This window comes from Nitrospira sp., assembly GCA_016788885.1.
GTDB lineage: Bacteria > Nitrospirota > Nitrospiria > Nitrospirales > Nitrospiraceae > Nitrospira_A.
This window is the reverse complement of the sequence record JAEURX010000025.1, coordinates 84207-109328: the sequence shown is the minus strand read 5'-3', so window position 1 is coordinate 109328 and position 25122 is coordinate 84207. Positions and strand designations below refer to the sequence as shown.

Here is a 25122-nt window from a genome sequence, read left to right as displayed (position 1 = left end):
CCTTCCCTTGCCCCGCAGCCTGGGTCCGTCTGTTCCTCTCTCTAGCCCACGTACTCTGCCGCTTCGTGACCTAGCTGGTCCACGTGACGCGCACGAACTCCTCGTCTTTGTCGTATTGAACGTCCAATGCGCCGTGATGTGAGTGCTTGAGCGCTTCCCCGATTCGTCGCGGCAAATGGCTGTCGGTGGTCGAGATGACCAAGCCCTCGGGCTGGTCTCGGATGGCCATGATACGGGCCAGGGGGTGCTCTTTCTTTTCCGCGGCCTCCGTATTGTGAATGACCCCCATCACTTGATCACGATGCTGATCCTTGTAGGCTCCCTTCAATGTGACGAACCCCTTCGGGTAATTGTCCTGGATGCGCAAGCAGGCCGGGCAGACGATCTCGCTCGCGCCGGCCGGCTTTGAGTCCCACGTCCAGCGACCTTTGTGAAAGACGGCCCCGCACGCTTTGCAGGCCGTCGGTTCCTTGAGCTTGCCCGACATCTTGTACGAGTCGTGTTGGTATTCCTGCACAAATCGATCATGGCGTGCGCCGTGGCCGCCTTCCGTCTGGTTGTTCATTGCCGCCGGCCCCTTTCCTGGTCGGAGCGCCGGTCATCCGTGCACCCCGGCCGCTCATGACTTGGTCACAAATGCTTCTTCTGCGAGGTTCAGATACTGCAAAACCTCACGATCTTCGACTTGTTCGAAATCCCGGTAGAAGTTGCCGACAGCATAAAAGGGATCCGGAACCCGCAGGACCACGAGTTGATCCACGATCGCGCGGGCTTGTTCTACCGTGCTGCGCGGGCCAACCGGGACGGCACCGATCACGCGGCGCGGATGCGCCTGGCGAGCGGTTGCCACAGACGCAAAGAAAGTCGCGCCGGTGGCCAGCCCGTCGTCCACCAGAATCACGGTTCGATCCTTGAGCGGGGGAAACAGACGCCCTTGCCGATAGAGGGCTACACGCCGAGCGACTTCCTGTTGTTGCGCGTGCACGGCCGCCGTCAGGTCTCGATCCGTCAGCGCAAGACCGGAGAGTGCTTCGCGGTTCCAGTACACCGCCCCCGTCTCACTGACCGCGCCCAGCGCATATTCCGGATTGCCGGGCGCGCCGATTTTGCGTGTGATCAACACGTCAAGAGGCAGATGCAGGGCCAGGCTCAGTTGGAAGGCCACGACGACGCCTCCGCGCGGAAGGGCCAGGAGAATGGCTGAGGAATCGTTTCGAAATGCGGCCAATTCCTGCACGAGCAGTTCGCCGGCTTCTTCACGGTTCTTGAACATGTCGATCTCCCTCTGTCGCGCGACCGTCCGCCGTTACCAGAGTCCGCTGGTGACGCCCACGCCGACCAGAAAGAGGGCCGTAAGAATCACGAGCAGGACCAACCACCGGTGGCGATGAGACGACCCTTCGGGATGCCAATGCATTTCCCAGGGAATGTCCAGATAGCGAGGATGCTTGAACATGGCCTGCTCCTTTCGCTCAGGAGACCTTGACTTCGATGGATTTGGGGGTGGCCTTCTCTGATTTCGGTAAATGGACCTTCAGGACGCCGTCCTTGTATTCCGCAGAAACTTTGCTCCCGTCGGCATCCTCCGGCAACGTGAAGCTGCGCAAAAAGTTGCCGTATGCGCGCTCCACCCGGTGATATTTTTTGTTCTTTTCTTCCTTCTCATATCGCCGTTCACCGGAGATGGCGAGGACATTGTCCTGAACGGTCAGTTTGACGTCTTCCCGTTTGACCTCCGGGAGCTCGGCTTTGATGAGGTATTCTTTTTCGTCCTCCGTGATGTCGACGAGCGGCGACCATTCCGCAACCGAGATCGCTTCCTTCTGTCCTTCCACTTTACCCTGGGGACGGCCCCAGAGCGCCGAGAGGCGCTTCTCCACATCCTCCAGTTCCTTCCAGGGGTTCCACTGTGTGCGAAACGGTTCCCATCGGGTGAGTCCACTCATGATCCGTCTCCTTTGTGTGTCTCCGTGGATGGTTCATTCTGCACATGACCATTTCGATGTGAGTCGTCATGCGCAACTGTGTCGAATGGTATTGCAGGCTCAATGCCAGGAAGACGTGAGGGCATCGCTCCATTCAGGAATGGCGGAAGTTCACTCGCTTAGGGCGCTTGCTGCGGTGGGTGTCGGGCCGGGCGCTGGTGGGGGTGGGGCGATACGGGACATCGGCAGGTTACGGCAATGGTGCCAATTACCTCATTGATTTCAGGCGGACTGTGCTTACATTCAGAAATGAAGGGAGGTGGAGCCAGGATAAGATCGAGATCCCCGCTTCCGTGCAGCGAAGAGTTGGTTCGGAGGTTGCGCCTGTGCCGGTTTCGGGGTCAGTTCTGAAGGGACGCGCTTCCATCTCGGTGCCAGTATGAGGCACGGCTCCCATGGGAGCCCGATGAACGGGAGGCGCGGGACATCCGGTGTGAGCGTTGTCCCGGGATGTCCGGATGGGCTTCGCTCGGTCGGCAGGTCTGATCTCCACACGGAAGCGGGCTCTTTTTTGTGAAACGGTCGTGGGCGACCGTTTCGCTACCGGAACGTAAACGCCGATGGGTGCTACTGGAGAAAGCCCTTGCGGAGTTTCAAGAGGAACGCATCGGCGAGGTCCGGGCGTGCGTGTTGTGTGCAGGTGCGAAGGCGGCGTGTGGCTTCTTCAGTCCAATACTCTCCCAGATCGATGACTTCACCGGGCCGATACTGTCCCGCCTTGATCCGACGTACGACTTCGCCGACAGGCGTTTCGGAGATTCTGATGCTGAAACTTCCGCGTTCCAGCAGTTCGCAGAGATTGAATAGCACCCGCACGTAGGCGGCGGCGTATTTGGCCGGTCGGCCATCCTTTTTCTCCAGCATCTTCTTGCGCTGGTTGTCGCAGTAGTTCAAAAACGAATCATAGGCGGTTTGTGCGGACCAGAGGCGGGGAAAAAGTTGCCGCAGCTCCGTGCCCCAGTCATCCATGGTCACGACCGGGGCGACCAGTGTCTCCAGCACCAGCGGATGTCCTTGCAGCGCGAGTTGGAGAAAGTGTCCGATCTCCCAGGCGGTTTCGTCGTCCTCTTCCTTCATCATCCTCGTGCCCTGGTATTTGAAACCGACACGGAACAATTCGGCAGTGGGTAGCACGAAGACGCTGCGGAAATCCTTGTCGCTGTCCGGTCCGGCCAGGCCGTGTGCATGTGAGCCGACGACGACTTTCAGAATGCAGGTGTCGGTCGGCGGCTGGTTGGCGGTGGTCATGTTCGTGATGCGGCCAGTTGGGCGAGGCAGCCGTTCAAAGTCATGTATTTGGGATAGTCGGATTCAGGGATCTCGATGTGGAATGCTTTGTGGATGGCCACCATGAAATTCAGGAAGTCCATGGAGTCGAGGTCGAGCTGGTCTCGAAAGCTGACAGCGGGGTTGAGCGTGGCGAGATCCGCTTCGGGGGCAATGTCGCCCAGGAGTCGGAGCACCTGCGCGCGGGTGTCGGCTTCGGGCGGCGTGGTCGTCATAGGGATTGAGGCTCCTGTAAGCGGCGATCGAGGTCAGCCAGAAATAATCCCCCCCGATGGCCGTCGCTGACGCGATGATCCGCGGACAAGGATGCGGTCACGACCGGACGCGGGACGACCTGCCCGTCGGTCACCCAAGGCCGTTCGACCACCTTGCCGAATCCCACCAAGGCCACTTGCGGAGGATAAATGACTCCGAAGACGGTTTCCACTCCTTGTTCGCCCAGGCTGGTGACGGTGATGGTCGGGTCCGACAGCTCCGAACTCCGTAACGAGCCGGCGCGGGCTCGTTTCACGAGGTCTTGGAACCGTTGCATTAATTCGCCGAGACTCGCACGGTCGGCGTCGTGCAAGGCCGGCGCAACGAGGCCACCTTGGCGTAAGGAAATAGCCGTGCCGATGTGAATCCGTTCGCTCCTGACCGCTGTGCCGTCTGTCCACAGTGCGTTCAGTTCGGGGACGTGTCGGAGTGCGAGGGCGACTGCTTTGATGAACAGGATGCTCATGAGCAGGCGTTCGGTCACAGGCCGGCGTCTATTCTCGGCGGCGAGCCATGCCAATGCGCGACTGAGGTCGATGGTGGTGCTCAGGTAATAGTGAGGGATCTCGCGTTTTGAGCGAGTCATGGCTGCTGCGATGGTCTGACGCATGCGTGCTTGGCGCTCCGTGGCGTCGGCCGGCTTGGTGATGCCTGCGGTGGTTGCGGTCGCGCGGGTCACGTCCTCCAGGGTGATGGCCCCGTCCGGCCCGGTTCCCTGAAGGCCTGTCAGGTCAAGTCCGCGCTCAGCGGCCAGTGTTCTGGCTGCGGGAGAGATGCGCAGGCGGCTGCCGGGAGGCTGTGGAGGAGCGGCTCCTCTATGGGGCGGCGGGACGGGCTGTGGAGTGACCGGTTGCGGCGTGCTGCGCTGCGGCTGTGATGGTGCCGCCGCGGCCTGCCCCTCTTCACGAATCACCCCCATGACTGTGCCGACCGGGACCTTGTCGCCGGGCTTGGTCAGCAACTGCTCGATGATTCCGGTGGCATGGCACTCGACCTCGATGGCGGCCTTTTCCGTATCGACCTCTGCAATGATGTCGCCCTTGGTGACACGGTCGCCGACCCGTTTGTTCCACTGTACCAAGGTCCCCTCGGTCATGTCGGCCCCGAGGGTGGGCATCACAAATTCAGCCATACTCGATCCTATGGGTGAGGGGAGGAAGAGGATCACAGGGTTTGCGCTGAAGGACACATGGTCTGATGAGGTCGCCCGAGTGGATGCTCATGTGGACGTTCCCTTGCACAAGATACGCACGGCCTGCACAATTTTCCCCACCGTCGGCAGCGCCGCGTCTTCCAGATGTTTCGGGTAGGGAATCGGGACCTCTTCACTGCACACGCGCGCGACCGGGGCGTCCAAGTCGTAAAACGCGGCTTCCATGATCACGGCCGAGATTTCCGCGGCAAAACTTCCCGTGCGCCAAGCTTCGTCGATCACGACCGCCCGGTGCGTTTTGCGGACCGATGCCAGAAGGCAATCACGATCGAGCGGGCGTAAGACCCGTAGATCCACCACCTCGGCTTCGATACCCGCTTCTGCCAATTGTGTTGCCGCAGCCAACGCCTTCCAGAGGCTGCCGCCGAAGGTGAGCAGACTGACATCCTTGCCGGTTCGGCGGACGGCCGCATGCGAGATGTCCACCGCCAGCGGTCCTTCTTCCACAGGCCCTTCCATCGAATAGAGATAGGCGTGTTCGAAGATAAAGACCGGGTCCGGTTGTTCGAGGGCGGTGAGCAGCATGCCGCGTGCATCCGTCACGGTTGCCGGTGTCAGCACGGTGATGCCGGGAATGTGAGCGTACCAGCCTTCCAAACTATGCGAATGCTGCGCGGCCACCTGCCGACCGGCTCCGGTGGCCATGCGGACCACCAGCGGCACGTTGAATTGTCCGCCCGACATGTGCCGGATGGTCGCGGCATTGTTCATGATCTGATCCAGCGCCAGGAGGCTGAAGTTGACGGTCATGACCTCCACGATCGGCCGCATGCCGCCGAGCGCCGCGCCGATGCCAGCGCCGACGAAGGTGCTCTCTGACAGCGGCGTGTCTCGAATCCGTTCAGAGCCGAACTCATCGAGAAACCCTTTGCTGCAGGCATAGGTGCCGCCGTACTTGCCGACGTCTTCCCCCATGAGGAATACGCGAGAATCGCGCTGCAAGGCCGTTCGCATGCCGATTCGTACCGCTTCCCTATAGGTGATAGTCATGGCGTCCAACTCTGAACACCTCCCATTCAGCGATCGACATTCAGCTGCCGGCTCGCTCCTGATCGCCGACAATTCGGCTGTACACATCGGTGGTGAGCTCTTCGACCGATTCCCAGGGTCCGGCTTCCGCAAAGGCCACGGCATCAGTGACTTCGGCGGCGATCGAAGTGTCCAGCTGTTTCCAATCCTCATCGTGCAGCAGTTTGGCGGTGCGCAAGGTCTGTTGAAAGGTGGCGATTGGGTCGCGCTGTTTCCACTCGTTCACTTCATCCTTGGTGCGATAGAGCTCGGCGTCATACATGGAATGGGCACGGAAACGGTATGTGAGGCATTCTAGGAAGTAGGGACCGTGGCCTTGTCGCACGAACTCGACCGCGCGGCGCGTGGCTACGTCGACGGCCAGGACATCCATGCCGTCGACCGTGTGAGCCGTCAGCGCGTAGGCTTTTGCTTTTTTCGCGATGTCCGGTTGTGATTGGTGGCGGGCCAGTGCGGTGCCCATGGCGTACAAATTATTCTCGCAGACGAACAGCACCGGCAGTTTCCACAAAGCGGCGAGGTTCAAGGATTCATGAAATTCGCCTTCGGCCACGGCGCCGTCGCCGAAATAGCAGGCGGTGACGCGGGCTCGACCGTGCAGCTTGTCGGCCAGCGCCAACCCTACCGCGACCGGCAACCCGCCGCCGACAATCGCGAGTCCGCCGTAGAAGCGGCGTGAGGCATCGAAAAAGTGCATCGATCCTCCACGTCCGCGCGCACAGCCGGTCGCCTTGCCGAACAATTCGGCCATCAACGATCGCATGGATGTGCCACGGACCAGCGCGTGGCCGTGTTCACGATACGTGGCGACGATGGCATCCTCGCTCGTGAGGGGAGGGATCGAGCCGGCGGCCACGGCTTCTTCTCCGATGTAGAGATGGAGAAATCCGTGGATCTTGCCGAGTTGGTAGAGTTCCGCCGCCCGCTCTTCAAACCGGCGGATTCGCAACATCTGCCGCAATAGCTCCATGCCCTGTTCGCGAGTCATCGACATCGTCATGAACCGCCCTCCAGCGTCGAGGTGTCGCCCTCGGGCAAGCCGAGTTCGCGCGCCTTCAAGAGGCGCCGCATGATCTTGCCGCTTCTCGTCTTGGGCAGGGTCGGCAGAAACACGATTTCCTTCGGCGCCACTACCGCTCCGAGGCGGGACCGGGCCACGCCGAGCAATTCGCGTTTGAGGACGTCATCAGGCTCGTAGCCGTTCTTCAGCGAGACAAAGGCCTTCACGAGTTCCCCGGCGACGGGGTCCGGCTTACCGATCACGGCCGCTTCCGCCACGGCCTTGTGTTCGATGAGGACGCTTTCGACCTCAAAAGGGCCGATGAGATGCCCAGAGGTCTTGATGACGTCGTCCGCTCGGCCTACGAACCAGAAATAGCCGTCCGTATCCTGCCTGGCGACGTCACCGGTCAAATACCAGCCGCTCGCGAAACATTTTCTGTATCGCTCCGGCTCATTCCAATAGCCGCGGAACATGGAGGGCCAGCCCGGCCGCAGTGCCAGTTCCCCCTGTTGGCCCGGCTCGGTGATCGGCTCGACCGTACCGGAATCAGTTTTTCTCACGATGCCGGCTTCAATGCCGGGCAGCGGGCGACCCATGGAGCCGGGGCGAACATCCATGGCCGCATAGTTGGCGATCATGATGCCGCCGGTTTCGGTCTGCCACCAGTTGTCGTGAAACGGGCGGCCGAAAGCCTGTTCCCCCCACACGACCGCTTCTGGGTTCAGTGGCTCTCCCACGCTGGCGAGGAAGCGAAGTTTCCGCAGGTCGTATTGTCTGACGGGAGAGAGGCCGACTTTCATCATCATGCGGATGGCCGTCGGCGCCGTATACCAGACGCTCACGCCCTGGTCTTGCAAGATCCCGTACCACCGTTCGGCGTCGAATTCGGCTTCGTCCACGATGCTGGTCAAGCCGTTGGTGAGTGGTGCGATGAGGCCGTAGGACGTTCCGGTGACCCAGCCGGGATCAGCCGTGCACCAGAAGATATCGTCGGGATGAAAGTCGAGGGCCAGCTTTCCCGTGATGTGGTGGGCCACCACGGCCTCATGCACATGAATGGCGCCTTTCGGTGTGCCGGTCGTGCCGCTGGTGAAATGAAGGAGCGCCGGTTCTTCGGGATCGGTCGTTCCGATCTGATAGAGGTCCGGGGCCTGCTGCAGGAGAGAATGAAAGTTGTGCGTCCCCGCGCGCACCGGAGTCGGCTGCTCGTCACCGACCAGCAGCACATGTTCGAGATGTGGCAGAGCCTCGCGAATGGCGGCCACTTTTCGTTGATAGAGCGAGGCCGTGGTCACGAGCACCTTGGCCTGGCCTATGGTCAGCCTCGCGCGAATCGGTTCCGGTCCGAAGGCGGAAAAGAGCGGGCAGAAGATCGCGCGGTGTTTCAGCGTGCCGAGTGCCGTGATGTAGAGCTCCGGGATGCGCCCGGCGAGCACAAAGACCCGGTCGCCCTTGACGACGCCAAGCGTGTGGAGCACGTTGGCAAAACGGTTCGTCAGGTCTTCCAGTCGCCGGTAGGAATAGTCGTCGACCGTCCCGTCTTTTCCCAACCATCGAATCGCCGTCCGTTGCGCCAGCGGCCCGGCCGCATGACGCGTGACGGCTTCATGGGCGATATTCAGCCCGTGTCTCCCCGGGAGCCAATCTAGTTCGCTACGCGCCTGGTCCCACGAAAATGCCGTGCGCACGGCATCATAGTCGTAGAGGTTCGGGATCACGTCCCAGTCTCGTCGTGACTTGATGATGGGGTTCCAAGGCATGCCGATGCTCCGAGCATGGGTTCTGCAAGGCGTAGACCATCGGGGATACCTCGAAGCCATGGCCAACCGAGGGAATTCGCGCGGCTTGCGCTGAGGTTGCTCGGCGTAGGACCAGAGACGCTGTAGCATTATTCATCAGTGAGGGAGAATAGACGTGGACAATCGCGCCAAGGATGAGGGGACGCGGGTGCTGATCATGGGGGCCGCCGGGCGGGACTTCCACAACTTTGCCGTGAAGTTTCGCGACAATCCGGACTATCGCGTGATGGCCTTTACCGCGGCGCAGATCCCGAACATCTCGGGGCGGGTGTACCCTCCCTCCTTGGCCGGCCCCTTGTATCCCAACGGCATTCCGATTTGTGCCGAACAGGAACTGGACCGGCTTATCAGATCGCAGCATATCGAGTTGGTGGTCTTTGCCTATAGTGATATCTCCCATGAAGACTTGATGCAGCAGGCCTCTCGTGTGTTGGCCACCGGCGCGGATTTCTCGCTGCTGGGGCCTCGTTCCACCATGTTGTCTGCGAAGAAGCCGGTCGTCTCGATCTGTGCAACCAGGACCGGCGCCGGCAAGAGTCCTGTGGCGCGCCGGGTCGTGGCGATCCTCCAACAGGCAGGGTTGCGGGTTGCCGTCGTGCGGCACCCGATGCCCTACGGTGATCTCGCGCAGCAGGCCGTGCAACGATTCGAGTCACTGGCCGATCTGGATGCCGCCGGTTGCACGATTGAGGAGCGGGAGGAGTATGAGCCACATCTGGCGCAAGGATGTCCGGTCTACGCCGGCGTGGACTATGGAAAGATTGTGCACGAGGCGGAGGAACGGGCGGACATCATCGTCTGGGATGGGGGCAACAATGATTGGTCGTTCTTCGTCCCCGATCTGGAGATCGTTTTGGTGGATCCGCTTCGCGCCACCGACCGCGCGTATTTCCCCGGCGAGGTCAATCTGCTTCGCGCGGATGTGATGGTTCTGACGAAGCTGGATACTGCCACGCCGACTCAGGTGGCCGCAGTCCGTCACTCCATTGATCGGCTGAATCCGCGGGCCACGGTGGTGGAGACGGTCATGCTCCTCAGCGCCGACGAAGCCGGGGTGATTGCGGGAAAACGTGTGCTGGTCATCGAGGATGGGCCGACGGTGACCCACGGGGGCATGGCATTCGGTGCGGGGCATGTGATGGCCGAACGGCATCATGCCGGTGCGCTCGTCGATCCCAGACCCTCCGCCGTCGGGAGCCTGCAGCGCACGTTTCAACACTACCCGCATGTGGGGCCGGTGCTCCCGGCGATGGGATATGGGCCGGAGCAGATTCGGGAGCTGGAGGAGACCATCGCCTCGGTGGACTGCGACCTCGTGGTGATCGCCACACCGGTGGATTTACGGCGGCTGGTCCGGATTGCACAGCCCACAGTTCGCGTGCGGTATGAGGTGAAGGATCACGGACCGCCGACGCTGGCCGATGTGGTGCAGGGGGTGATCAGGAAGGCGAAAGGCGGGTGAATCCTTTTTGTCCGTTCTTGCTCAAACGAACAGTCAGCGACATCTTCACGCCCAACAGAAAGGCGAGACCATATATGGTGACTTACGCTACATCTATCGCACGGGATCGGTGCCTTCGTTGCGGAGGCTTCATGGTGCCGGAGGAGATTCGCGAGGTCAATCAGATGGGATGGCGTTGCGTGATGTGCGGCGAGCACATCGATCCGCTCATTCTCGAACATCGCCGGAAGATGGGTACTCCCGAAGGTGTACGGCAACTGATGGCGAAGCGCGAAAAAGCGCGCCTGAATTAACTCGTCAGGACGGTGGCCAGGTGGACGACGTTCGTCGGTGGTAGCGGTTCGCCGCTGACACCAACAATTGTGTGATGCGATAGGCGGGTTCCACCAGGCCTAGCCCGAAAAAGTTTGGCGTCAGCAGCGGCTCAGACGCCTGGTTGCCTTGCACCAACTGATCGACTAGTTTGCCGCCGGCCATCAACGGCAAGCGCTGAATTCTGGCCTGGGTCACGATGCCGAGGAGGGCGACGTTGCCTTTCTCGGCTCGGTGACCTTCCCGATCCATGGTGCCAGGAAGCCGCGGGATATCCCAGCGCCATGCCATCACCGGCGCACCTTCATACAAATCTGCGGTCGTGGCGATGTCCATCCAGGCGATGGCAGAGGGGCTGCCAGATGGTGGTGTTCGTAGGTGAAACGGCAGCGGGAGGCAGGCGAGAGCCACGGATCGATCCGGATGCGGACACCAGCAACGTCGGCCGGCGTTGATGAGTTGAAGCGGGATCTCGACGACCGGCGCTGCGCCACACGTGAAGAGCAAAGAGCAGGCCGGTACCGGCCACGGCGAAGCCCGATGTTCGCGACACTTGTCCCCCACATGAGTGGGTCGCTGCTGCCTATATATAACCCAGGGCGATGGTCGCTGTTCGCCAATGGTTGATCCATCCACCCATTCTGTCTTGCCTCCATGATTTGTTCCGGCCGATAGGCATTGCTGCGATGAGCAAAGGCAGTGCCTGGCATGGAGTGCGTCTCGGGCCGGTCCTGGCCTCGTGCAGCTGAATCGTCGCTCTCAGGGAAGCAGGGGGGGTGTCGTCTCATGGAGGCGTTCTGCGACAGCCACATTCCGGTGGTTGGGGAAGAAGGCGACGCTTGTACCAGGTGGTCATTCTGCAAGCGGGCGCGGGAGTGCCGAGGCCGCCTGGATCCGTTCCGCGCGGTTGGCCTGCGCATTGCTTTCTCCCAGTCATTCAGGAATAGCTGCTCCCCTCACCATGCATCGTGTGTGAAATGCCGTCTATCCGGGTGGCCGGGTGGGCCTCGAGCATGCGGGCGGGTGAGGGGAAAGGATCAACGCGCAGGCCAGGCTCGTGCCTGGCGAGGGTTTCACCAGTGGCGGAGTGATCATGGCGGCGCATAACGCCGAGGTCGCGGCCGTCTTTGAGGAGATGGCCGACTTGCTCGAAATCGAAGGGGCGAATCCGTTCCGTGTGCGGGCGTACCGGTTTGCCGCCAGAACGATCCGCGATCTTTCCGGCGAGGTCGCGGAGATGGTCATGCGGGGGGAAGACCTTACCAGCCTCCCCGGCATCGGGGACGATTTGGCCGGAAAAATCCAGGAAATCGTCAGGACCGGCACGGCAGCTGCCCTGGAGGCGCAGCGCAAAAAAATCCCAGCCACGCTGACGGAGCTGCTGCGTATTCCTGGGCTTGGCCCCAAACGCGTGCAGGCGCTTGCCCGCCATCTCCACATACGCAGCCTGTCGGATGTACAGCTGGCGGCCCAGGAGGGGCGTGTGAGCGGCCTGCAGGGGTTCGGGAAGAAGACTGAGCAGCACATCCTCGACACGTTGGCTGCGCGGACCGGAGAGGAGGCGCGTATACAGCTGGCCTTGGCCATGCCCTATGCCGATGCGTTGATGGCGTATCTGCGGCAGTCGCCCGGCGTGGGGCGCGTCATGGTGGCCGGGAGTTATCGACGCGGCAGGGACACCATCGGCGATCTGGACATTCTTGTGACGGCGCGTGCCGGTCGAGCCATGACGGATCGATTTGTACGGTACCCTGACGTGCTGGAGGTGTTGGCGCAGGGCGACACGAAAGCCAGCGTCCGCCTTCGGAGTCGGCTGCAGGTGGATCTGCGCGTGGTGCCGGAAGAGAGTTATGGCGCGGCGCTGCTGTATTTCACCGGGAGCAAGGCTCATAACGTGGTGCTCCGGCAGTTGGCTCAACAACGCGGGCTTAAGCTGAATGAGTATGGGCTGTTTCGCGGAGAGGTCCGCGTCGCCGGCGAGACGGAAGAGTCGGTCTATGCCGCAGTCGGCCTGCCCTGGATTCCCCCGGAGTTACGAGAGAACCGCGGCGAGTTCGAGGCGGCGAATGAAGGGCGGCTTCCGATCCTGCTGGAGTTGCAGGATCTCGTGGGGGACCTGCACGCCCATACGACCGCGACGGACGGTCGGCATAGTTTGAAAGAGATGGCGGACGCGGCCAGGCGTCGCGGACTTCGGTATCTCGCCATCACCGATCATTCCCGCCGGCTGACGATGGCCAGGGGTCTCGATGCTACCCGATTGTCGGCACAGAGCGCCGAAATCGATCGGCTGAACAAAGGCCTCACAGGCCTTCGACTGTTGAAGGGCATCGAAGTGGATATTCTCGCAGATGGTTCGCTCGATTTGCCGGATGACGTGCTCGGTCGCTTGGATCTGGTCGTCGGCGCGGTCCACAGTCGCTTCAACTTGTCCAAACAGCAACAAACCGATCGTATCTTGAAAGCGATGGGCCATCCGCATTTTTCCATTTTGGCCCATCCCAGTGGCCGTCTCCTCGGTCGTCGTGATCCCTACGAAGTCGATATGCTGCGCATCATCCGGAAGGCCCGGGAGCGCGGGTGCTTCTTGGAGGTGAATGCCCATCCGGAGCGGTTGGATCTGACGGACATCCATTGCCGCATGGCACGGGAGGAGGGCGTACTGATGGCCGTGAACAGCGATGCACACAGCACGGCGGATCTTGAGAACGGCCGATACGGGATCGCACAGGCCCGGCGGGGCTGGCTTCGAAAGTCCGACGTGGTCAACACGCGATCCTACGGGGAAGTGAGCAAGCTGTTGAAACGGACCATGGAGCCCTGAAGACGAACGGATCGCCATGGTGGTGTTGATCGTGCGATGGAGATGAGGCTGAGGAGGGAGACGATGGCGGAGCGAGCCGAGCTGTTGGCGAAGGCATCGAAACCCGGGGACGAGGCGTTGCGCCTGCATGCCTACTATAAAGGGAAGATGCAGACGATGCCCAAGTGCGCCATTCGGGGCCTGGAAGATTTTTCCGTCTGGTACACGCCCGGAGTGGCGGCACCGTGCAAGGCCATTCAGGCCGACCCCGATCTGATCTACGACTATACGAACAAGGGCAACATGATCGCCGTCGTATCCGACGGGACGCGTGTCCTAGGGCTGGGCGACATCGGCCCTGGCGCCGGGTTGCCGGTCATGGAAGGCAAGGCGATGTTGTTCAAATATCTGGGCGGGGTGGATGCCGTTCCCCTCTGTCTCGACACGAAAGATCCCGACGAATTGGTCCGGACCGTCCGCCTGCTTGCCCCGTCATTCGGAGCCATCAATCTGGAAGATATCGCGATGCCCAAGTGCTTCACGATCCTGCGCGAACTCCAGGCGATCAGTCCGATCCCTGTCTGGCACGATGATCAGCAAGGAACCGGAACGGTGCTGCTGGCGGCGTTGATCAACGCGTTGACCGTCGTCGGGAAGGATATGGGCAAGGTACGCATCGCCATGATCGGGATGGGGGCGGCCAACGTGCCGACCTATCGGTTTCTGACGGCCTGCGGTACCGATCCTACTCGTATCGTGGCCTGTGATGCGGGAGGAATCCTGGGGACTTTCCGCCGCGAGTATGAGCTGGATCCGGCCTTCGCTGAACAATGGACGGTCTGTGTGCAGACCAATCCCGATGGCCGGCGCGGCGGGATCGAGGAGGCCTTGCGGGGAGCCGATGTGTGCGTGGCCTTCTCGGCAGGCGGCATCATCAAGCCGGAATGGGTAACGGGTATGGCGCGAGATGCCATCGTGTTTGCTTGCGCCAACCCGGTTCCCGAAATCTGGCCCTGGGAAGCCAAAGAAGCAGGGGCGCGCATCGTCGCTACCGGACGCAGCGACTTCCCCAATCAGGTGAATAATTCGCTCGTGTTCCCCGGCATCTTTCGAGGCGTGCTCGATGTGCGGGCACGGGCTATTACCGATGAGATGGCGATCGCCGCCGCCCATGAACTGGCGCGCTGCGCCAGGGAACGCGGCATTCACGAGGACAGTATTCTGCCGACGATGGAGGAGTGGCATGTGCCGATGCGCTTAGCGGTGGCTACCGCCACGAAGGCGCAGGAACAAGGATTGGCACGCGTGGAGCGTACGCGCGATCAGGTTCACATTCTAGCGGAGTCAAAGGTGCGTGCGGCGCATGAAGCCATGCGCGTGCTGTTGCGAGAGGGGCTCATCGTCGCACCATCGGCAGCGCGTTCCGCATGAACCTCTGCAGGCACGACATCGACCGTGGTGAGTGAGTCAACGTGGAAGGGGCTCACATAAGCAGAGCGGAGGTGGGTTCAGAGAGCGTCCCTCACGTCGTGAGGCCTTGGAGGGGTTTCAGGCTTCCCGCTTCGCATCCGCGGGCCTGCTCACCACCCCTGCGCTCGGCCTCGGTATCCGTCTCAGTTCCTCTCACCGAACCCTCCGCTCACTTCTCAGATACGCTCGGATCGGCAGCAGTCAAGCTACTCATCAATGCTGTGCTGGCCCACGCCACAACCGCACTCTCGCTCTGTAGCGGAATAGGGCAGTGTCAAATCTTCCCGTCCAGGCCCCGCTGGCTCTCCCTTGTTCAACCCCTTGTTTCCTCGCCGATTCTTCCTGCTCAATGGTGATTGGTTATGTCCTACGACATGCCCGGTCCTGGCATAGCCTATGCTGCCTATCTGTGTTGCAGGCAACACGACGATTCATGGGTGAACGGCGTGGGGGCGCCGGTGATGCGACGGTTGGTCGTCCTCGATGAATCTGCGGTCTCAGAACGGATCCCGGCGGGTGGCCGACTTGGCCAAGGAATTGCCTGATGTGCAGGAGATTATCATGGGGAGTGTCGTGCGTCCGCCGGCAGCGTCTCGCAAGCCGTCACCCAGCTCGCCATCTCTCCGGTGCTGATCGTGACACGGGTGATCGAGTGGTACGGGCGGGGAGACAGGAGGGCGATTACGCAAGCACGCAAGCGTGGCGGGGATGGCCTGGCGGTACTGCATGCCGAGCCGACACGAGGAGGAAATCATGCGAAGGATTCAAGGCGTGAAGGGAATGGCGGCCTCATGTGTGTTGTTGGCGAGCGTCATCATCGTGCCCGGCCTTGAACGTGCAGCCGGCGCCGGGGAGCATGATTGGCTTGATGTGCTGGTGCAGGCGGTCCTGGTTGAACAGGCGAAGGAAGAGGGTGGAGAAGATCTCTTTAGGCCCTACGTTGTGCAACTGGCAATCGTCAGAGCGCACCTCGCCACGGACGATGGCGAAGCCGTCTATCGGACCATGAATCGGTTCATGGACATGCTGCAGGCACGGGAGCAGGGCATTACTGCCGAGGCGGCGGAACGGCTGTTCGATGATTGTTATCACGTGACCCCGCCCCGCTATCACGATGTGTCCCGGCATCTCCACCGAATGAGTTGACTAGCTGCGGTTGCAGCGGCTGGCCAATATGACGATACTCATTGCGAAACATGTGCGCAGTTGAATGCGATCCTAGTTGGTTTCAGTCGTCTTAAGCGTCTCTTCGAAAAAAGCTTCTGCATCGACCCCCCATGCCTCGACGATTTGCAAGATAGCGCGAGCATGCTCTAGGCAAGCAGGTAAGACCTCCACAAACGGCCAGGCGGCGGCTAATGCTTCCCCCGCATGGGCGAGAGACTTGTCCCGATCAGGCAGGTTCTGTAGATAGAAGATACTCAAGTTCACAGCTGTCCCGGAGAACTTGGGCAGATAGGTTTCCGGATTGGTCCTGGCCAGGCGGCGGCGAATGTCGAGGGCCTCGTCATAGGCGGCCTGGGCGGCGGCGAGGTCGTGGCGGTCGCTGTACAGCACAGCCAGGTTGTTGAGCGTCATGGCGAGATCGGGCAGGTAGGTGTCTGGGTTGGCGTCGGCCAGGCGGCGGCGAATGTGGAGGGCCTCGTCATAGGCGGCCTGGGCGGCGGCGAGGTCGTGGCGGTCGCGGTATAGATTCCCCACGTTGTTGAGCGTCGTGGCGATTTTGGGTAGGTAGGTGTCTGGGTTGGCGTCGGCCAGGCGGCGGTAAATGTGGAAGGCCTCGTCATAGGCGGCCTGGGCGGCGGCGACGTCGTGGCGGTCGCGGTATAGATTCCCCAGGTTGTTGAGCGTCATGGCGACATCGGGCAGGTAGGTGTCTGGGTTGGCGCCGGCCAGGCGGCGATGGATGGCGAGAGACTCTTCATACCATGGCTGAGCGGTGTTGAATTGATTGTGTGTATGCAGGAAATAGGCATACTCGAATGTGTTCTCTAGCGTATGTGTCGCCTTCAGGGACTGCTCAAAGTACTCGATCGTCTTGTCGAAGCGATCGGGTACGTCGAAGTTGAGGGCTGTCAGTCTCGCCAGGATAAGGAATTCATTGGCCTTATCCAATCGAAGGGCCTGAACCTGGGCCTGTTGCTGTTGCAGGTGCTCTTCTCGATGCAGGAGAGCGTCCAACTCATTGCCCATTTGCTCGGCATCGGCATCTAAGATGGCCCTGGCGGCGGAGAAGTTGCCCGCCTCAAAGTGCTGCCGGGCGAGCTTGAGGCGCTCGGAGTTGATGGGAATGTTCGTGAAGGTCTCGGCGAGGCGGATGACCTCCTGTTTCAACTCTTTGAGTTTCTTGCGAATCTCGTTGCGCTTTCCGCTGAGTTTCAGGAGATCGGCCTTGAAATCTTCATCGTCCGGGTATTTCTTGGTTTTGTCTAAAGTCTTGTCAAAGTGTTCCTGAAGCTCATCCGCTTGCGTTTTCAAGTCCTGGTATTGGGAGGAATAAAAATAATTGGTGACTTTGTGTCCGTTCACCAGGACGTCGCCACCCTCAGTCGTGACGGTGGAGCCGACGATAGCATTGTGAACATTTTCTAGATGTGTTTCGGCCATGAGAGTTATTTCTTGGATGAGGTGCTGTCTCCGATGATGAAATTGCCGCCGCCGGTACTCACGGTGCTGCCCGCCACCACATTCTTGCTGTGACTGATGTGAATCGATGGTGTGGGTTGTTTGTCCGTATCTCCTTGGAACTCAATACATCCACTGGCGGCTAATTTGTCCAACTGTTGGCCGAATTGGAGTTGGAGGTCCTCGATATTGTTGTAGACCGTCTGAAAATGCCCGAGCGCCTTCAGTTTCTTTTTGAATTGCAACAGCGATAACACGTCATCATTCAATGCGCCCATCGAAACCGGCGCGTCCTTGAAATAGGTGTAGATGAAAGGCTTGTTGGTTTTCTTGAATTGCCCGAAGGCGGTCTCGAACTCTTCCTCGGTGTACTTGCCGACCTTGGTAAAGAAGAGCATCACGAAGATATCGCAGGTGCGAATCGCTCGGTTGTACTCGTCTTGCAAGCGCGTCTGAGACAGCGCGTCAAGAAAATCCTCCCAGATGAGGAGCTCCAGAAACACGCCCTTATTCACCCAGTCTTTATTCTTGCGGTTAATGAAGATTTCGAATTGACGTCGATCTGCTTCTAGCTCTGCAGAGGAGGCGAGAAAGAGCCTGATCTTTTTCAGCATGGGTTTGATCCGGTTGACGGTGATGAATCCTCTGCCTATTCAGCATTTTCGTCAAGAGCCACGGGCTGATTCTTACTGAACAATGCAACCATTTGTTATCTACGCTCTCCGCAAGTTCACCGATGAGAGGGTGTTCGAATTGCTCGTTGGTGAGAAGCGGCAGCACTGGTTGGAGCATCGCAAAATTACAGTGATGCGGCACTGGAGGAGGGGTACCTGTTCAGGTTCTGGCACCAGTGGCGGAGATTCCCTTGAGTGGAGAGGATGTGATCAGGGTTTCGGCTTGCTGAGGTCCTGTTTGGGCCGTTCCCGCAGACGGCGAAGGAGTTCCTGGAACGACGACTCCGCGATGATCTTCGTGAACTGACTGCGGTAGTTCATGACGAGGCTGACCCCATCGACGATGACGTCATAGGCGTACCAGGTACCCTGCTTGCCGGTGAGACGGTAGTCCATCGGCAGGTCGAGTTTGTCCGACACCAGTCTGGTGCGGACTTCGGCATATCCGTTCGCCGTCCGTTCCGACACATAGACGATCCGTTCGCCTGCATACCCTTCAATCCTTGCTGCGTATTCGTCCGAGAGAAACGCCTTGAAGAGCTGCACGAATTCCTGGCGGTCCCTGTCGTTGAGAGCCTTCCACTGGACGGCGAGTGTCCGTTTGGACATCTCCTCGTAGTCGAACCGTTCTGCGATCACCTGTTCAAGCAGGTGGCGCCGGTGTTTCGCTTGTGCCGCCGGTTTCAGTTGCGGATCGTCGAGAAGATGAAGGACCGCCTCGAGTGTCGCGCGAACGACAGCCGTGGGAGATTCCTGTCCGGCATCCGTCGAAGCTGCGAGTGGCGTCAGCAGCCAGGCCAGCAACAGGGCCGGGGCTGCTACGAGTAAGAACCGATGCCGCGTCATTCCCACCCTGTTCTCCCGTGCTTCGCGATCAGCATCAACATCCAGATCTTCTCTCAAGGTCTCGTCCTGATGTTGCTTGGGCTGAAAGACATAGCCAGCCTGGAGGGCCACACCGAGTTCTTGCAACCCTGCGCGGTTGAGGATGCCGGTTTTGGCATAGGCCGCAGCCATGTCTGCGTACGTCGGCGTCAATCCTGCTCGATTGATGCGATTGAGGGATTCGTGGGCCGGGAGCGCGGTGATCTGGGCAGGGTGCTGCTCCAAGGCGCTCGACAGCGAACGCGAGACTTGATGGGCATATCCTTCCAGTCCGAATCCCACGACCGCGTGCACGACCGCCGCCCGTTCCTGTTTCAGCGTGGCCGGGTCGAACGAAGTGGTCTTGCGATGAAACGCGGTGTCCTCGCCCCATTGCTGCAGGGGGCCCACACAACCAAGGCAGAGCCAGAGTCCCGTCACCAGCAATGCACGAACGATGGGCGGCCCCACGTGTCCTCTCTTTCCGACGACGGCGATGTATCCGGTTCTGTTGTCTCCTGTATGCAATGGCCGGTCCTGTGTCGCTTCGCGCGGGCTGCGGAAATCCGCTACAAGCGCGTGGGGTCTGATGCTGCGAAAGGGCACAGGAGCACAGCCATGAACGGTGGCTCCGCACGGAGGCCTCACCCGCCCCGAGCTCCCTCATCATCCCGATGTCGGTGAGTTCATTCGGGAAACCCACCACGTACGTTCCATCACAGCACCGGTTGGGTTTGTAGGCATTGCGATTGCTCCTTCAACAGTATCGCGTGCGTGGAATGGAACCGGAGGACTCGCGCGTGGGCAAAGGCAACAAGCGGAACGGTGAGGAGGGACTACTTCTTGGAGTGGTGGGCTTGGGGAGAGTAGGTAGGGCTTGCGTGGACGCCGTGCTCGATGCGCAGGATCTGACCTTGGCCGCAATCGTGCGGCGTGTCGATCGTCTTGCCCAACCGGTGCCGGATGCCTTCAGTACGGTGCCCGTCGTCTCTCATACCGCGCAGGTGCCGAGATTGGATGGCGCGCTGCTCTGCGTGCCGACGGCAAAGATGTTCGACGCGGCGCACGATTGTCTGCAGCATGGCGTCCCTATTGTCGACGCGTCCATTCTCCATGGAGAGGCGTTCCAGGCTCATCGTGAGGCGATTCATCGGCTCGCCGTTCGGTTTCGCGTTCCGGCCATCGTGGGCGCCGGGTGGGATCCTGGGGCGCTGTCCCTCATCCGGTCCCTGTTCGGTCTGCTGGTGCCGGAGGGAGAACTGGAGACCAGGCATCGTGTGGCGGCCAGCTTGCATCATACGGCCATGGCGCGACAGGTCACGGGGGTGAAGGACGCGCTCTGTACGGAGCAGGTTGCTGCCGACGGGACCAGGCAGCGGTATGTGTATGTCGAAATGCAGCCAGGCGTGGACGTTGCGCACGTGGCCGCCGCCATTCGTGCCGATCCGCTGTTTCTCAGCGACGAGACGTTGGTCTTTCCGGTAGACAGTGTGGCCGCGCTGGAGCAGGAAGGCCGTGGCATCGTGCTGGAGCGCCGGAGCGGGCCGGCCAGCAAGGGGCATCAGCGGCTGTTCATCGAAGCGCGCTTCGATGAGGCGATGATGACGGCACGAATCATGGTGGCGGCTGCGCGGGCATTGCCGAGGTTGAGTCCCGGCGCCCATGCGCTTCTCGATGTGCCGCTGAGCGCTCTGTGGGGGGCCAAGGAATTGGATGCGGAACGGGCCTGGTTGTAATTCCACCAGGCGGCGATCTCGTGCTGCAGCTTCTCGTGGGAGAGATCGGAGAGGGAGAGGAGAGCGAAGATGCCGGTGTTTGAATTGATCGCGGGGACGTTCAAGGAGGGCGAGTCGATTCCGAAGCAGCATACCTGTGAGGGCGAGGACCGTTCGCCCCCGCTACGCTGGAACCATCCCCCAGATGGAACACGTAGCTTTGTGCTCATTGCGGATGATCCCGACGCGCCGGGTAGCACATGGGTCCACTGGGTGCTGTTCAACATTCCCATCGACGTGCGCGGATTGGCCGAGGGACTTCCCCTGCAGGAGGTGCTGCCGAATGATGCGCATCAAGGCATGAACGACTTTCATCGAGTGGGCTACGGCGGGCCCTGTCCGCCACCGGGCACCCCCCATCGCTACTACTTCACGCTCTATGCGCTGGATCGTGAATTGTCCCTCAAACCGAAGGCGACCAAGGCGCAGGTGGTGGAGGCGATGAAGGGACATGTGTTGGCCGAAGCCCAGGTGATGGGGCGGTTCGGACGATAGGCGTCATGAGGCGGTGAAGATGGTCAGTATGGGCTCTTGCTTGGCGTCGATGCGCTCTGCCTGAGGGCTGCAAGATAGGCGAGGATGTCGGTGATGTCCTGATCGCTCAACGTCGAGTCCGGGAACATGCCGCTCCCCGGATGCCCTTCGCGGATGGCACGAAAGCGGGCCTTATTGTCTTTTAAGGTCTGCGTAGCACGATTGCGGAGATCCGGAGCTGTGGCGGCCAACTTTGCGATAGCCGCTGCGGTGTCAGGCTTGAGGGAGGGTTTCTTGTCGATCACGCCGTCGCTGCCATGGCAGTAGTGGCAAATCCCTTTACCGTTAAACAGGGCCTGGCCTCGGGTTGCATCTCCTTTCAGCGCCGCGCCCGTATCGGCAGACATGACGCCGCTGGTGGTGGCCGCGGACAGCAGCAGGACCGTCAACATCAATCCGTGGTACTGCCTTCGTGGGCGCATGGTGTTTGTCCTCGGGGTGGAACGTCCAGTTGCAGTATGCCGCGATGTGGACGAGAAGACAATGGCGTGGACGAGACTGATGCGTGGCGTCAGGGGTGCGCCGGAAGCGGCTCGTGGAAGAGTGTTCACACGATGAAACCGGTGATGACGGGGGAGAAGTTCAGAGTGGGCGTTCGAACTGGTCGTGATCGGCCTGCTGTGGTTGGTCGCCGCGCACGTCTGCGACCAGGGCCCTGCGACTATGCCAACGACTTCGGGTGACACTCCGGATCTTCGATCACCGCCCCGCATTCGAGGCAGCGATAGCGAGGAGGGTCATCGTCGTGTTCGGAAGGGATGCGATCGATGAGCCGCATGTGAAGGCAGGTGAGTGTCCGTGTCATGGTCGGATCGAGTTGAGGACTCTGCATAAGAACCTCCCCGAATCGCGGCGGACGTTATGTGAGAGGCCATTTCCGGCTGAATTCGGCCCAACCCTAGCAGATTTCTCAACACTTGACAGTACGAATTTTCCACATATTCACGCCAGACATTTACTGACACAACCATTCGTGGCCTCGCTCCGCGCCACCACCTATATGCTGAGATGGACCGGCGTCAACCGGCGCGCCGGCTCCGCATCCCATGCCGCCACTGCGAGGGCCGTGCGGTCGCTGCCCTCCAGGCCAGATCGTGTGGTGGCCTGCCTCCAGGCTTGTCGGGCGACAGACCTTCACGATCAGACTTGTATTCGCCCCTGCCATGCCGCGTAGGACGTTCATGCAAGTCATTCTGTGCGCGATGCGTGGCGCGAGTCTGTGCGCCGCAGGCGGTTGCAGGAAGGGAACCCATCCAGTAGAGTAAATTCAGCCTCTTCGCGCAGCGGGCGGAGGCGTGTCTTCCCCGCACCATGTCACCAGGAGAACCACTTGTGAGTCGCAACAGGCTGGTGTCGATCGGGCTCCTCATGTGGTACGTCGCTGTGTCGGCCTGGATGGCGCAAGCCCCGGTCGATCCCCAGTTCTGGTTGATCGCGAGTATTTTGCCTGCCGTGTTTGTCGTGCTCCTGGTCGCGACCCATCGGTTCCTGCCCCTCTCGCAGACCTCGTATGCGCTCATTACGGCATTTTTGACGTTGCACACGATCGGCGTGCATTACACCTATGCAGAGGTGCCGATCGGGCTCTGGTTGGATCAGGTGCTGCACCTTGGGCGCAATCATTTCGATCGGGTGGTGCATTTCAGCTTCGGCTTTTTCCTAGCCTATCCGATGGAGGAAGTGTTCCGGCTGAGTGCCAGTATCCGGGGATGGGTGGTGTATTACCTGCCGGTCATGACCGTGCTTGGATTGAGCGGCCTCTGGGAAATCATCGAGTCCTGGGTGGCGCGTGCCGTGCACCCGGAATTGGGCGTCATGTATCTGGGCTCGCAAGGGGATATCTGGGACGCGCAAAAGGATATGGCTGCGGCACTCTACGGCGCCTTGCTTTCGATGACGCTGTTGTTGGTGGTGCGTGCGTTGCGCGGGGCGGAGACGGCGTTGGAATCGGAGGCGGCGTTCTCGGAATAGCCAGTCGGCATGCGAGTAGGGGAGCAAGGACAGGGTACGGTCGAGGTGGAGCGGCAGCGTATCGCGCTGGGGCTGCTTCTAACCTACGGGTTGTTCTGGTGTGTGTTGGCGGTTGAGCCGGTCAATCGCCACGATTGGTTCCTGGAAAATCTGTTGACGGTCGGGCTGGCGATGGGACTTCTGATCACCTATCGCCGGTTCTCCTTTTCTCTCTCATCCTACTGTCTCATTGCGGCGTTCATGGTGCTGCATGCGATTGGCGCCCACTACACCTACGCTGAGGTTCCCTTCGGGTTTTGGCTCAAAGACGTGCTGGCATTGAGCCGGAATCCCTTCGACCGGCTCGTTCATTTTGCCTATGGTCTCCTGCTGGTGTATCCGCTGCGCGAGGTGCTGGTACGTCTGGCCGGATTACGGGGAGGGTGGTCCTACTTCCTGCCGGTCAGCGGGGTTCTGGCCCAGAGTGGATTCTTTGAGGTCGTGGAAGCGATGGTGGCCATGGTCGTCAGTCCGGAGTTGGGCAGCATGTATCTGGGGACGCAAGGCGACGAATGGGATGCGCAGAAAGACATGGCGGCGGCGTTCGCCGGTGCTGCGCTGACGATGATGGTGACCGCCTGGGTCGGAACAGATCGAACGATCGACGCCGCATAACGAAAGCCCTCCGGGCCTGTCGGCATGCATCCCCCTCCACATTCTGTTATCATGTGTCCGGTTGTGCTCCCGTCATCACGCGTCGAGTCCCCACGCCTAGCACGGAGGCTGCCATGCAGACGCCATCCATCGACTTGCCGCACGTCATGCGTCCCTCCCTCGTCACCTGTTGCCATCGCCGACTGGTGGATCCTGTTCTGACGGAACAGGGCGAAGACACTGGAACGGTGCGTTGTTTGGAATGCGGCAGGATCATTCCTGATCCGATTCCCAGGTCGGCTCATTAGGCAGCGTCCCGACGAGATGCGTTCGTGCGATCTGTCGTGGCGGCGGGCTCTGTCATGCCACGGGTCATGTGACGTCTACGTGCATGCCCCGGCGTCCTTCGTCATCCGGACAAAGGTTACGGCCAGTAGACGGCCCGCGCTTTGACGTAGCCGAAGATCACATCGCGCCGAGCGACCATGCCGATGAGCCGGCGATCTTTCACGACCGGAACGCGGATGAGGTGCCGTTCCTGGAGGAGATGGATCAGGCTCATCAGCGGCATGTCCTCCGTGGTCGTGACGACATCCCGAGTCATGATCTCCTCCACCGTGACCTCACGAAGATCCTTCCCCTGCTCAACGGCTTTCAGGAGATCAAACTCCGTCACCAGCCCGCGCAGGGTCTGATCCCTCTCGACGACCGGGACACTTCCAAAGTTGTGTTCGCTGAGCAGTTCGGCCACCGCCATTGCTTTGGACGTGGGACTGACCGTGACGACGGCATCCTCCATAATCTGCCGAACGATCAATGCCGTGGGGTCGCACCCGTGAACGAAATATTCTGAGGCTCTCATGGGGCCCTCCTTCGTTGGTTTTGGTGGAGTGAGGTCATCGGACGCGACGGGTTGGACACATCTTCTGCTAAGGGAGTGAGAGCAAGCCCGATGCCGGGAGCCTTGGCTGCCGGTCAAGGGGATTCTCCCGCAGGGCCCCGCGCTGCCTGTGGCCATTCGCGCCAGTTCCGAATCAGGGGGCTGCGGAAATTCTCCGCAGTCGTGGGCTCTGACGAGACGTGGATGGTGAAGATGTTCAGCGGGCGGTGCTGCTTCTGGTTGGTGTGCGAACTCTGGCACGGCTGTTGCCCCTTCGGCTGTCAATGCCGCGCCACAACTCGTCTCACGTGCGATGTTCCCGTGCGGAAATCGCCGATGCCGGTGAGATTGTGCGGAGGACCTTATGACCATCGTATCCAGCCTAGGGATCGTCTTCGTGCTGAGTATCACGGTCGCGATTCCCGCTTGTGCCCCGCCGACCCCCAAGGTCGAACGTCCCGCGCCGTCGTCACATCGTGAGTCGGGGCCGCACAGCCCCGGGTCCAATTCGGAGGGCTCTCTTGGACGGTAGCACAATCCTGTGGGGA

27 protein-coding genes are annotated in these 25122 nt (G+C 60.7%); 10 read left to right on the top strand and 17 right to left on the bottom strand.

Annotated features, from left to right (window positions below; all coding sequences use genetic code 11):
* Positions 1-70: 70 nt before the first annotated feature.
* From JNL86_07035 to acsA, 10 genes are all read right to left on the bottom strand, one after another.
* A complete protein-coding gene (locus tag JNL86_07035) occupies positions 71-565 on the bottom strand; it encodes an ATPase (GenBank protein MBL8042658.1) in 495 nt (164 codons plus the stop codon).
* Between the two features lie 54 nt (positions 566-619).
* Positions 620-1273: a phosphoribosyltransferase gene (locus tag JNL86_07030; protein ID MBL8042657.1), complete on the bottom strand. Its 654-nt coding sequence runs from the start codon at positions 1271-1273 to the stop codon at positions 620-622.
* A 33-nt stretch (positions 1274-1306) separates the two neighbouring features.
* Positions 1307-1456: a hypothetical protein gene (locus JNL86_07025; GenBank protein MBL8042656.1), complete on the bottom strand. Its 150-nt coding sequence runs from the start codon at positions 1454-1456 to the stop codon at positions 1307-1309.
* 16 nt (positions 1457-1472) lie between these two features.
* Positions 1473-1946: an Hsp20/alpha crystallin family protein gene (locus JNL86_07020; protein MBL8042655.1), complete on the bottom strand. Its 474-nt coding sequence runs from the start codon at positions 1944-1946 to the stop codon at positions 1473-1475.
* 606 nt (positions 1947-2552) lie between these two features.
* A complete protein-coding gene (locus JNL86_07015; GenBank protein ID MBL8042654.1) occupies positions 2553-3233 on the bottom strand; it encodes a nucleotidyltransferase domain-containing protein in 681 nt (226 codons plus the stop codon).
* Positions 3230-3487 carry an acyl carrier protein gene (locus JNL86_07010; protein ID MBL8042653.1) on the bottom strand — a complete coding sequence of 86 codons (258 nt, stop codon included), beginning with the start codon at positions 3485-3487 and terminating at the stop codon, positions 3230-3232. The genes JNL86_07015 and JNL86_07010 overlap by 4 nt, the downstream gene beginning before the upstream one ends.
* On the bottom strand, positions 3484-4659 hold the full coding sequence (locus tag JNL86_07005; GenBank protein ID MBL8042652.1) for a 2-oxo acid dehydrogenase subunit E2: 1176 nt from the start codon (positions 4657-4659) through the stop codon (positions 3484-3486). The genes JNL86_07010 and JNL86_07005 overlap by 4 nt, the downstream gene beginning before the upstream one ends.
* Before the next feature lie 87 nt (positions 4660-4746).
* A complete protein-coding gene (locus JNL86_07000; GenBank protein MBL8042651.1) occupies positions 4747-5730 on the bottom strand; it encodes an alpha-ketoacid dehydrogenase subunit beta in 984 nt (327 codons plus the stop codon).
* Between the two features lie 40 nt (positions 5731-5770).
* A complete protein-coding gene (pdhA, locus tag JNL86_06995) occupies positions 5771-6769 on the bottom strand; it encodes a pyruvate dehydrogenase (acetyl-transferring) E1 component subunit alpha (GenBank protein ID MBL8042650.1) in 999 nt (332 codons plus the stop codon).
* Entirely contained in the window at positions 6766-8532 is a 1767-nt protein-coding gene (gene acsA, locus JNL86_06990) for an acetate--CoA ligase (GenBank protein MBL8042649.1), read from the bottom strand. The genes pdhA and acsA overlap by 4 nt, the downstream gene beginning before the upstream one ends.
* Positions 8533-8686: 154 nt before the next feature.
* Here acsA and JNL86_06985 point away from each other — a divergent pair, with 154 nt between their 5' ends.
* Positions 8687-10033, top strand: coding sequence for a GTPase (locus JNL86_06985; protein MBL8042648.1), 1347 nt, complete (start codon positions 8687-8689; stop codon positions 10031-10033).
* Positions 10034-10164: 131 nt separating this feature from the next.
* Positions 10165-10326 (top strand): hypothetical protein, encoded by a 162-nt coding sequence (locus JNL86_06980; protein MBL8042647.1) that lies wholly within the window; start codon positions 10165-10167, stop codon positions 10324-10326.
* Between the two features lie 4 nt (positions 10327-10330).
* On the opposite strand, the gene JNL86_06975 is transcribed toward JNL86_06980, so the two are convergent.
* Positions 10331-10756 carry a hypothetical protein gene (locus JNL86_06975; protein ID MBL8042646.1) on the bottom strand — a complete coding sequence of 142 codons (426 nt, stop codon included), beginning with the start codon at positions 10754-10756 and terminating at the stop codon, positions 10331-10333.
* A 682-nt stretch (positions 10757-11438) separates the two neighbouring features.
* On the opposite strand from JNL86_06975, the gene polX reads away from it, so the two are divergent.
* The 3 genes from polX to JNL86_06960 all read left to right on the top strand — a co-directional run bounded on the left by polX (position 11439) and on the right by JNL86_06960 (position 15764).
* Entirely contained in the window at positions 11439-13169 is a 1731-nt protein-coding gene (gene polX / locus JNL86_06970; protein MBL8042645.1) for a DNA polymerase/3'-5' exonuclease PolX, read from the top strand.
* Between the two features lie 63 nt (positions 13170-13232).
* Positions 13233-14579 carry an NADP-dependent malic enzyme gene (locus JNL86_06965; protein ID MBL8042644.1) on the top strand — a complete coding sequence of 449 codons (1347 nt, stop codon included), beginning with the start codon at positions 13233-13235 and terminating at the stop codon, positions 14577-14579.
* 792 nt (positions 14580-15371) lie between these two features.
* Positions 15372-15764 carry a hypothetical protein gene (locus JNL86_06960; GenBank protein ID MBL8042643.1) on the top strand — a complete coding sequence of 131 codons (393 nt, stop codon included), beginning with the start codon at positions 15372-15374 and terminating at the stop codon, positions 15762-15764.
* A 72-nt stretch (positions 15765-15836) separates the two neighbouring features.
* Here JNL86_06960 and JNL86_06955 read toward each other — a convergent pair whose 3' ends face one another.
* The 3 genes from JNL86_06955 to JNL86_06945 form a co-directional block, all read right to left on the bottom strand.
* Positions 15837-17225: a tetratricopeptide repeat protein gene (locus tag JNL86_06955; GenBank protein MBL8042642.1), complete on the bottom strand. Its 1389-nt coding sequence runs from the start codon at positions 17223-17225 to the stop codon at positions 15837-15839.
* A 5-nt stretch (positions 17226-17230) separates the two neighbouring features.
* The gene (locus JNL86_06950; protein ID MBL8042641.1) at positions 17231-17857 is read right to left on the bottom strand and encodes a toll/interleukin-1 receptor domain-containing protein; all 627 of its coding nucleotides are present in this window, start codon (positions 17855-17857) and stop codon (positions 17231-17233) included.
* A gap of 270 nt (positions 17858-18127) precedes the next feature.
* Positions 18128-18763: an ABC transporter substrate-binding protein gene (locus tag JNL86_06945; GenBank protein MBL8042640.1), complete on the bottom strand. Its 636-nt coding sequence runs from the start codon at positions 18761-18763 to the stop codon at positions 18128-18130.
* A 797-nt stretch (positions 18764-19560) separates the two neighbouring features.
* On the opposite strand from JNL86_06945, the gene JNL86_06940 reads away from it, so the two are divergent.
* Positions 19561-20517 carry a diaminopimelate dehydrogenase gene (locus JNL86_06940; protein MBL8042639.1) on the top strand — a complete coding sequence of 319 codons (957 nt, stop codon included), beginning with the start codon at positions 19561-19563 and terminating at the stop codon, positions 20515-20517.
* 69 nt (positions 20518-20586) lie between these two features.
* The gene (locus JNL86_06935) at positions 20587-21051 is read left to right on the top strand and encodes a YbhB/YbcL family Raf kinase inhibitor-like protein (GenBank protein ID MBL8042638.1); all 465 of its coding nucleotides are present in this window, start codon (positions 20587-20589) and stop codon (positions 21049-21051) included.
* 23 nt (positions 21052-21074) lie between these two features.
* Here JNL86_06935 and JNL86_06930 read toward each other — a convergent pair whose 3' ends face one another.
* Both JNL86_06930 and JNL86_06925 read right to left on the bottom strand, forming a co-directional pair.
* The gene (locus JNL86_06930; protein ID MBL8042637.1) at positions 21075-21512 is read right to left on the bottom strand and encodes a c-type cytochrome; all 438 of its coding nucleotides are present in this window, start codon (positions 21510-21512) and stop codon (positions 21075-21077) included.
* A 239-nt stretch (positions 21513-21751) separates the two neighbouring features.
* Entirely contained in the window at positions 21752-21922 is a 171-nt protein-coding gene (locus JNL86_06925) for a hypothetical protein (GenBank protein ID MBL8042636.1), read from the bottom strand.
* Between the two features lie 500 nt (positions 21923-22422).
* Here JNL86_06925 and JNL86_06920 point away from each other — a divergent pair, with 500 nt between their 5' ends.
* The 3 genes from JNL86_06920 to JNL86_06910 all read left to right on the top strand — a co-directional run bounded on the left by JNL86_06920 (position 22423) and on the right by JNL86_06910 (position 24002).
* Positions 22423-23061 carry a DUF2238 domain-containing protein gene (locus JNL86_06920; protein ID MBL8042635.1) on the top strand — a complete coding sequence of 213 codons (639 nt, stop codon included), beginning with the start codon at positions 22423-22425 and terminating at the stop codon, positions 23059-23061.
* Positions 23062-23070: 9 nt separating this feature from the next.
* Positions 23071-23715, top strand: a complete 645-nt coding sequence (locus tag JNL86_06915) for a DUF2238 domain-containing protein (GenBank protein MBL8042634.1) — start codon at positions 23071-23073, stop codon at positions 23713-23715.
* A 113-nt stretch (positions 23716-23828) separates the two neighbouring features.
* Positions 23829-24002, top strand: a complete 174-nt coding sequence (locus JNL86_06910) for a hypothetical protein (protein MBL8042633.1) — start codon at positions 23829-23831, stop codon at positions 24000-24002.
* A 116-nt stretch (positions 24003-24118) separates the two neighbouring features.
* Here JNL86_06910 and JNL86_06905 read toward each other — a convergent pair whose 3' ends face one another.
* A complete protein-coding gene (locus JNL86_06905; protein MBL8042632.1) occupies positions 24119-24556 on the bottom strand; it encodes a CBS domain-containing protein in 438 nt (145 codons plus the stop codon).
* Positions 24557-25122: the final 566 nt, after the last annotated feature.

Bases quoted from the DNA above. Each gene is read 5' to 3' on its own strand.
- JNL86_06950 (MBL8042641.1), bottom strand. From the start codon at position 17,857: ATGCTGAAAAAGATCAGGCTCTTTCTCGCCTCCTCTGCAGAGCTAGAA.
- JNL86_06955 (MBL8042642.1), bottom strand. From the start codon at position 17,225: ATGGCCGAAACACATCTAGAAAATGTTCACAATGCTATCGTCGGCTCC.
- JNL86_07030 (MBL8042657.1), bottom strand. From the start codon at position 1,273: ATGTTCAAGAACCGTGAAGAAGCCGGCGAACTGCTCGTGCAGGAATTG.
- JNL86_07000 (MBL8042651.1), bottom strand. From the start codon at position 5,730: ATGACTATCACCTATAGGGAAGCGGTACGAATCGGCATGCGAACGGCC.
- JNL86_06905 (MBL8042632.1), bottom strand. From the start codon at position 24,556: ATGAGAGCCTCAGAATATTTCGTTCACGGGTGCGACCCCACGGCATTG.
- polX (MBL8042645.1), top strand. From the start codon at position 11,439: ATGGCGGCGCATAACGCCGAGGTCGCGGCCGTCTTTGAGGAGATGGCC.
- JNL86_07025 (MBL8042656.1), bottom strand. From the start codon at position 1,456: ATGTTCAAGCATCCTCGCTATCTGGACATTCCCTGGGAAATGCATTGG.
- JNL86_06980 (MBL8042647.1), top strand. From the start codon at position 10,165: ATGGTGCCGGAGGAGATTCGCGAGGTCAATCAGATGGGATGGCGTTGC.
- JNL86_07020 (MBL8042655.1), bottom strand. From the start codon at position 1,946: ATGAGTGGACTCACCCGATGGGAACCGTTTCGCACACAGTGGAACCCC.
- JNL86_06940 (MBL8042639.1), top strand. From the start codon at position 19,561: ATGGAACCGGAGGACTCGCGCGTGGGCAAAGGCAACAAGCGGAACGGT.
- JNL86_06930 (MBL8042637.1), bottom strand. From the start codon at position 21,512: ATGCGCCCACGAAGGCAGTACCACGGATTGATGTTGACGGTCCTGCTG.
- JNL86_07010 (MBL8042653.1), bottom strand. From the start codon at position 3,487: ATGACGACCACGCCGCCCGAAGCCGACACCCGCGCGCAGGTGCTCCGA.
- JNL86_07005 (MBL8042652.1), bottom strand. From the start codon at position 4,659: ATGGCTGAATTTGTGATGCCCACCCTCGGGGCCGACATGACCGAGGGG.
- JNL86_06925 (MBL8042636.1), bottom strand. From the start codon at position 21,922: ATGCAGAGTCCTCAACTCGATCCGACCATGACACGGACACTCACCTGC.
- JNL86_06915 (MBL8042634.1), top strand. From the start codon at position 23,071: ATGCGAGTAGGGGAGCAAGGACAGGGTACGGTCGAGGTGGAGCGGCAG.
- JNL86_06910 (MBL8042633.1), top strand. From the start codon at position 23,829: ATGCAGACGCCATCCATCGACTTGCCGCACGTCATGCGTCCCTCCCTC.
- pdhA (MBL8042650.1), bottom strand. From the start codon at position 6,769: ATGACGATGTCGATGACTCGCGAACAGGGCATGGAGCTATTGCGGCAG.
- JNL86_07035 (MBL8042658.1), bottom strand. From the start codon at position 565: ATGAACAACCAGACGGAAGGCGGCCACGGCGCACGCCATGATCGATTT.
- JNL86_06960 (MBL8042643.1), top strand. From the start codon at position 15,372: ATGCGAAGGATTCAAGGCGTGAAGGGAATGGCGGCCTCATGTGTGTTG.
- JNL86_06945 (MBL8042640.1), bottom strand. From the start codon at position 18,763: ATGACGCGGCATCGGTTCTTACTCGTAGCAGCCCCGGCCCTGTTGCTG.
- JNL86_07015 (MBL8042654.1), bottom strand. From the start codon at position 3,233: ATGACCACCGCCAACCAGCCGCCGACCGACACCTGCATTCTGAAAGTC.
- JNL86_06935 (MBL8042638.1), top strand. From the start codon at position 20,587: ATGCCGGTGTTTGAATTGATCGCGGGGACGTTCAAGGAGGGCGAGTCG.
- JNL86_06965 (MBL8042644.1), top strand. From the start codon at position 13,233: ATGGCGGAGCGAGCCGAGCTGTTGGCGAAGGCATCGAAACCCGGGGAC.
- acsA (MBL8042649.1), bottom strand. From the start codon at position 8,532: ATGCCTTGGAACCCCATCATCAAGTCACGACGAGACTGGGACGTGATC.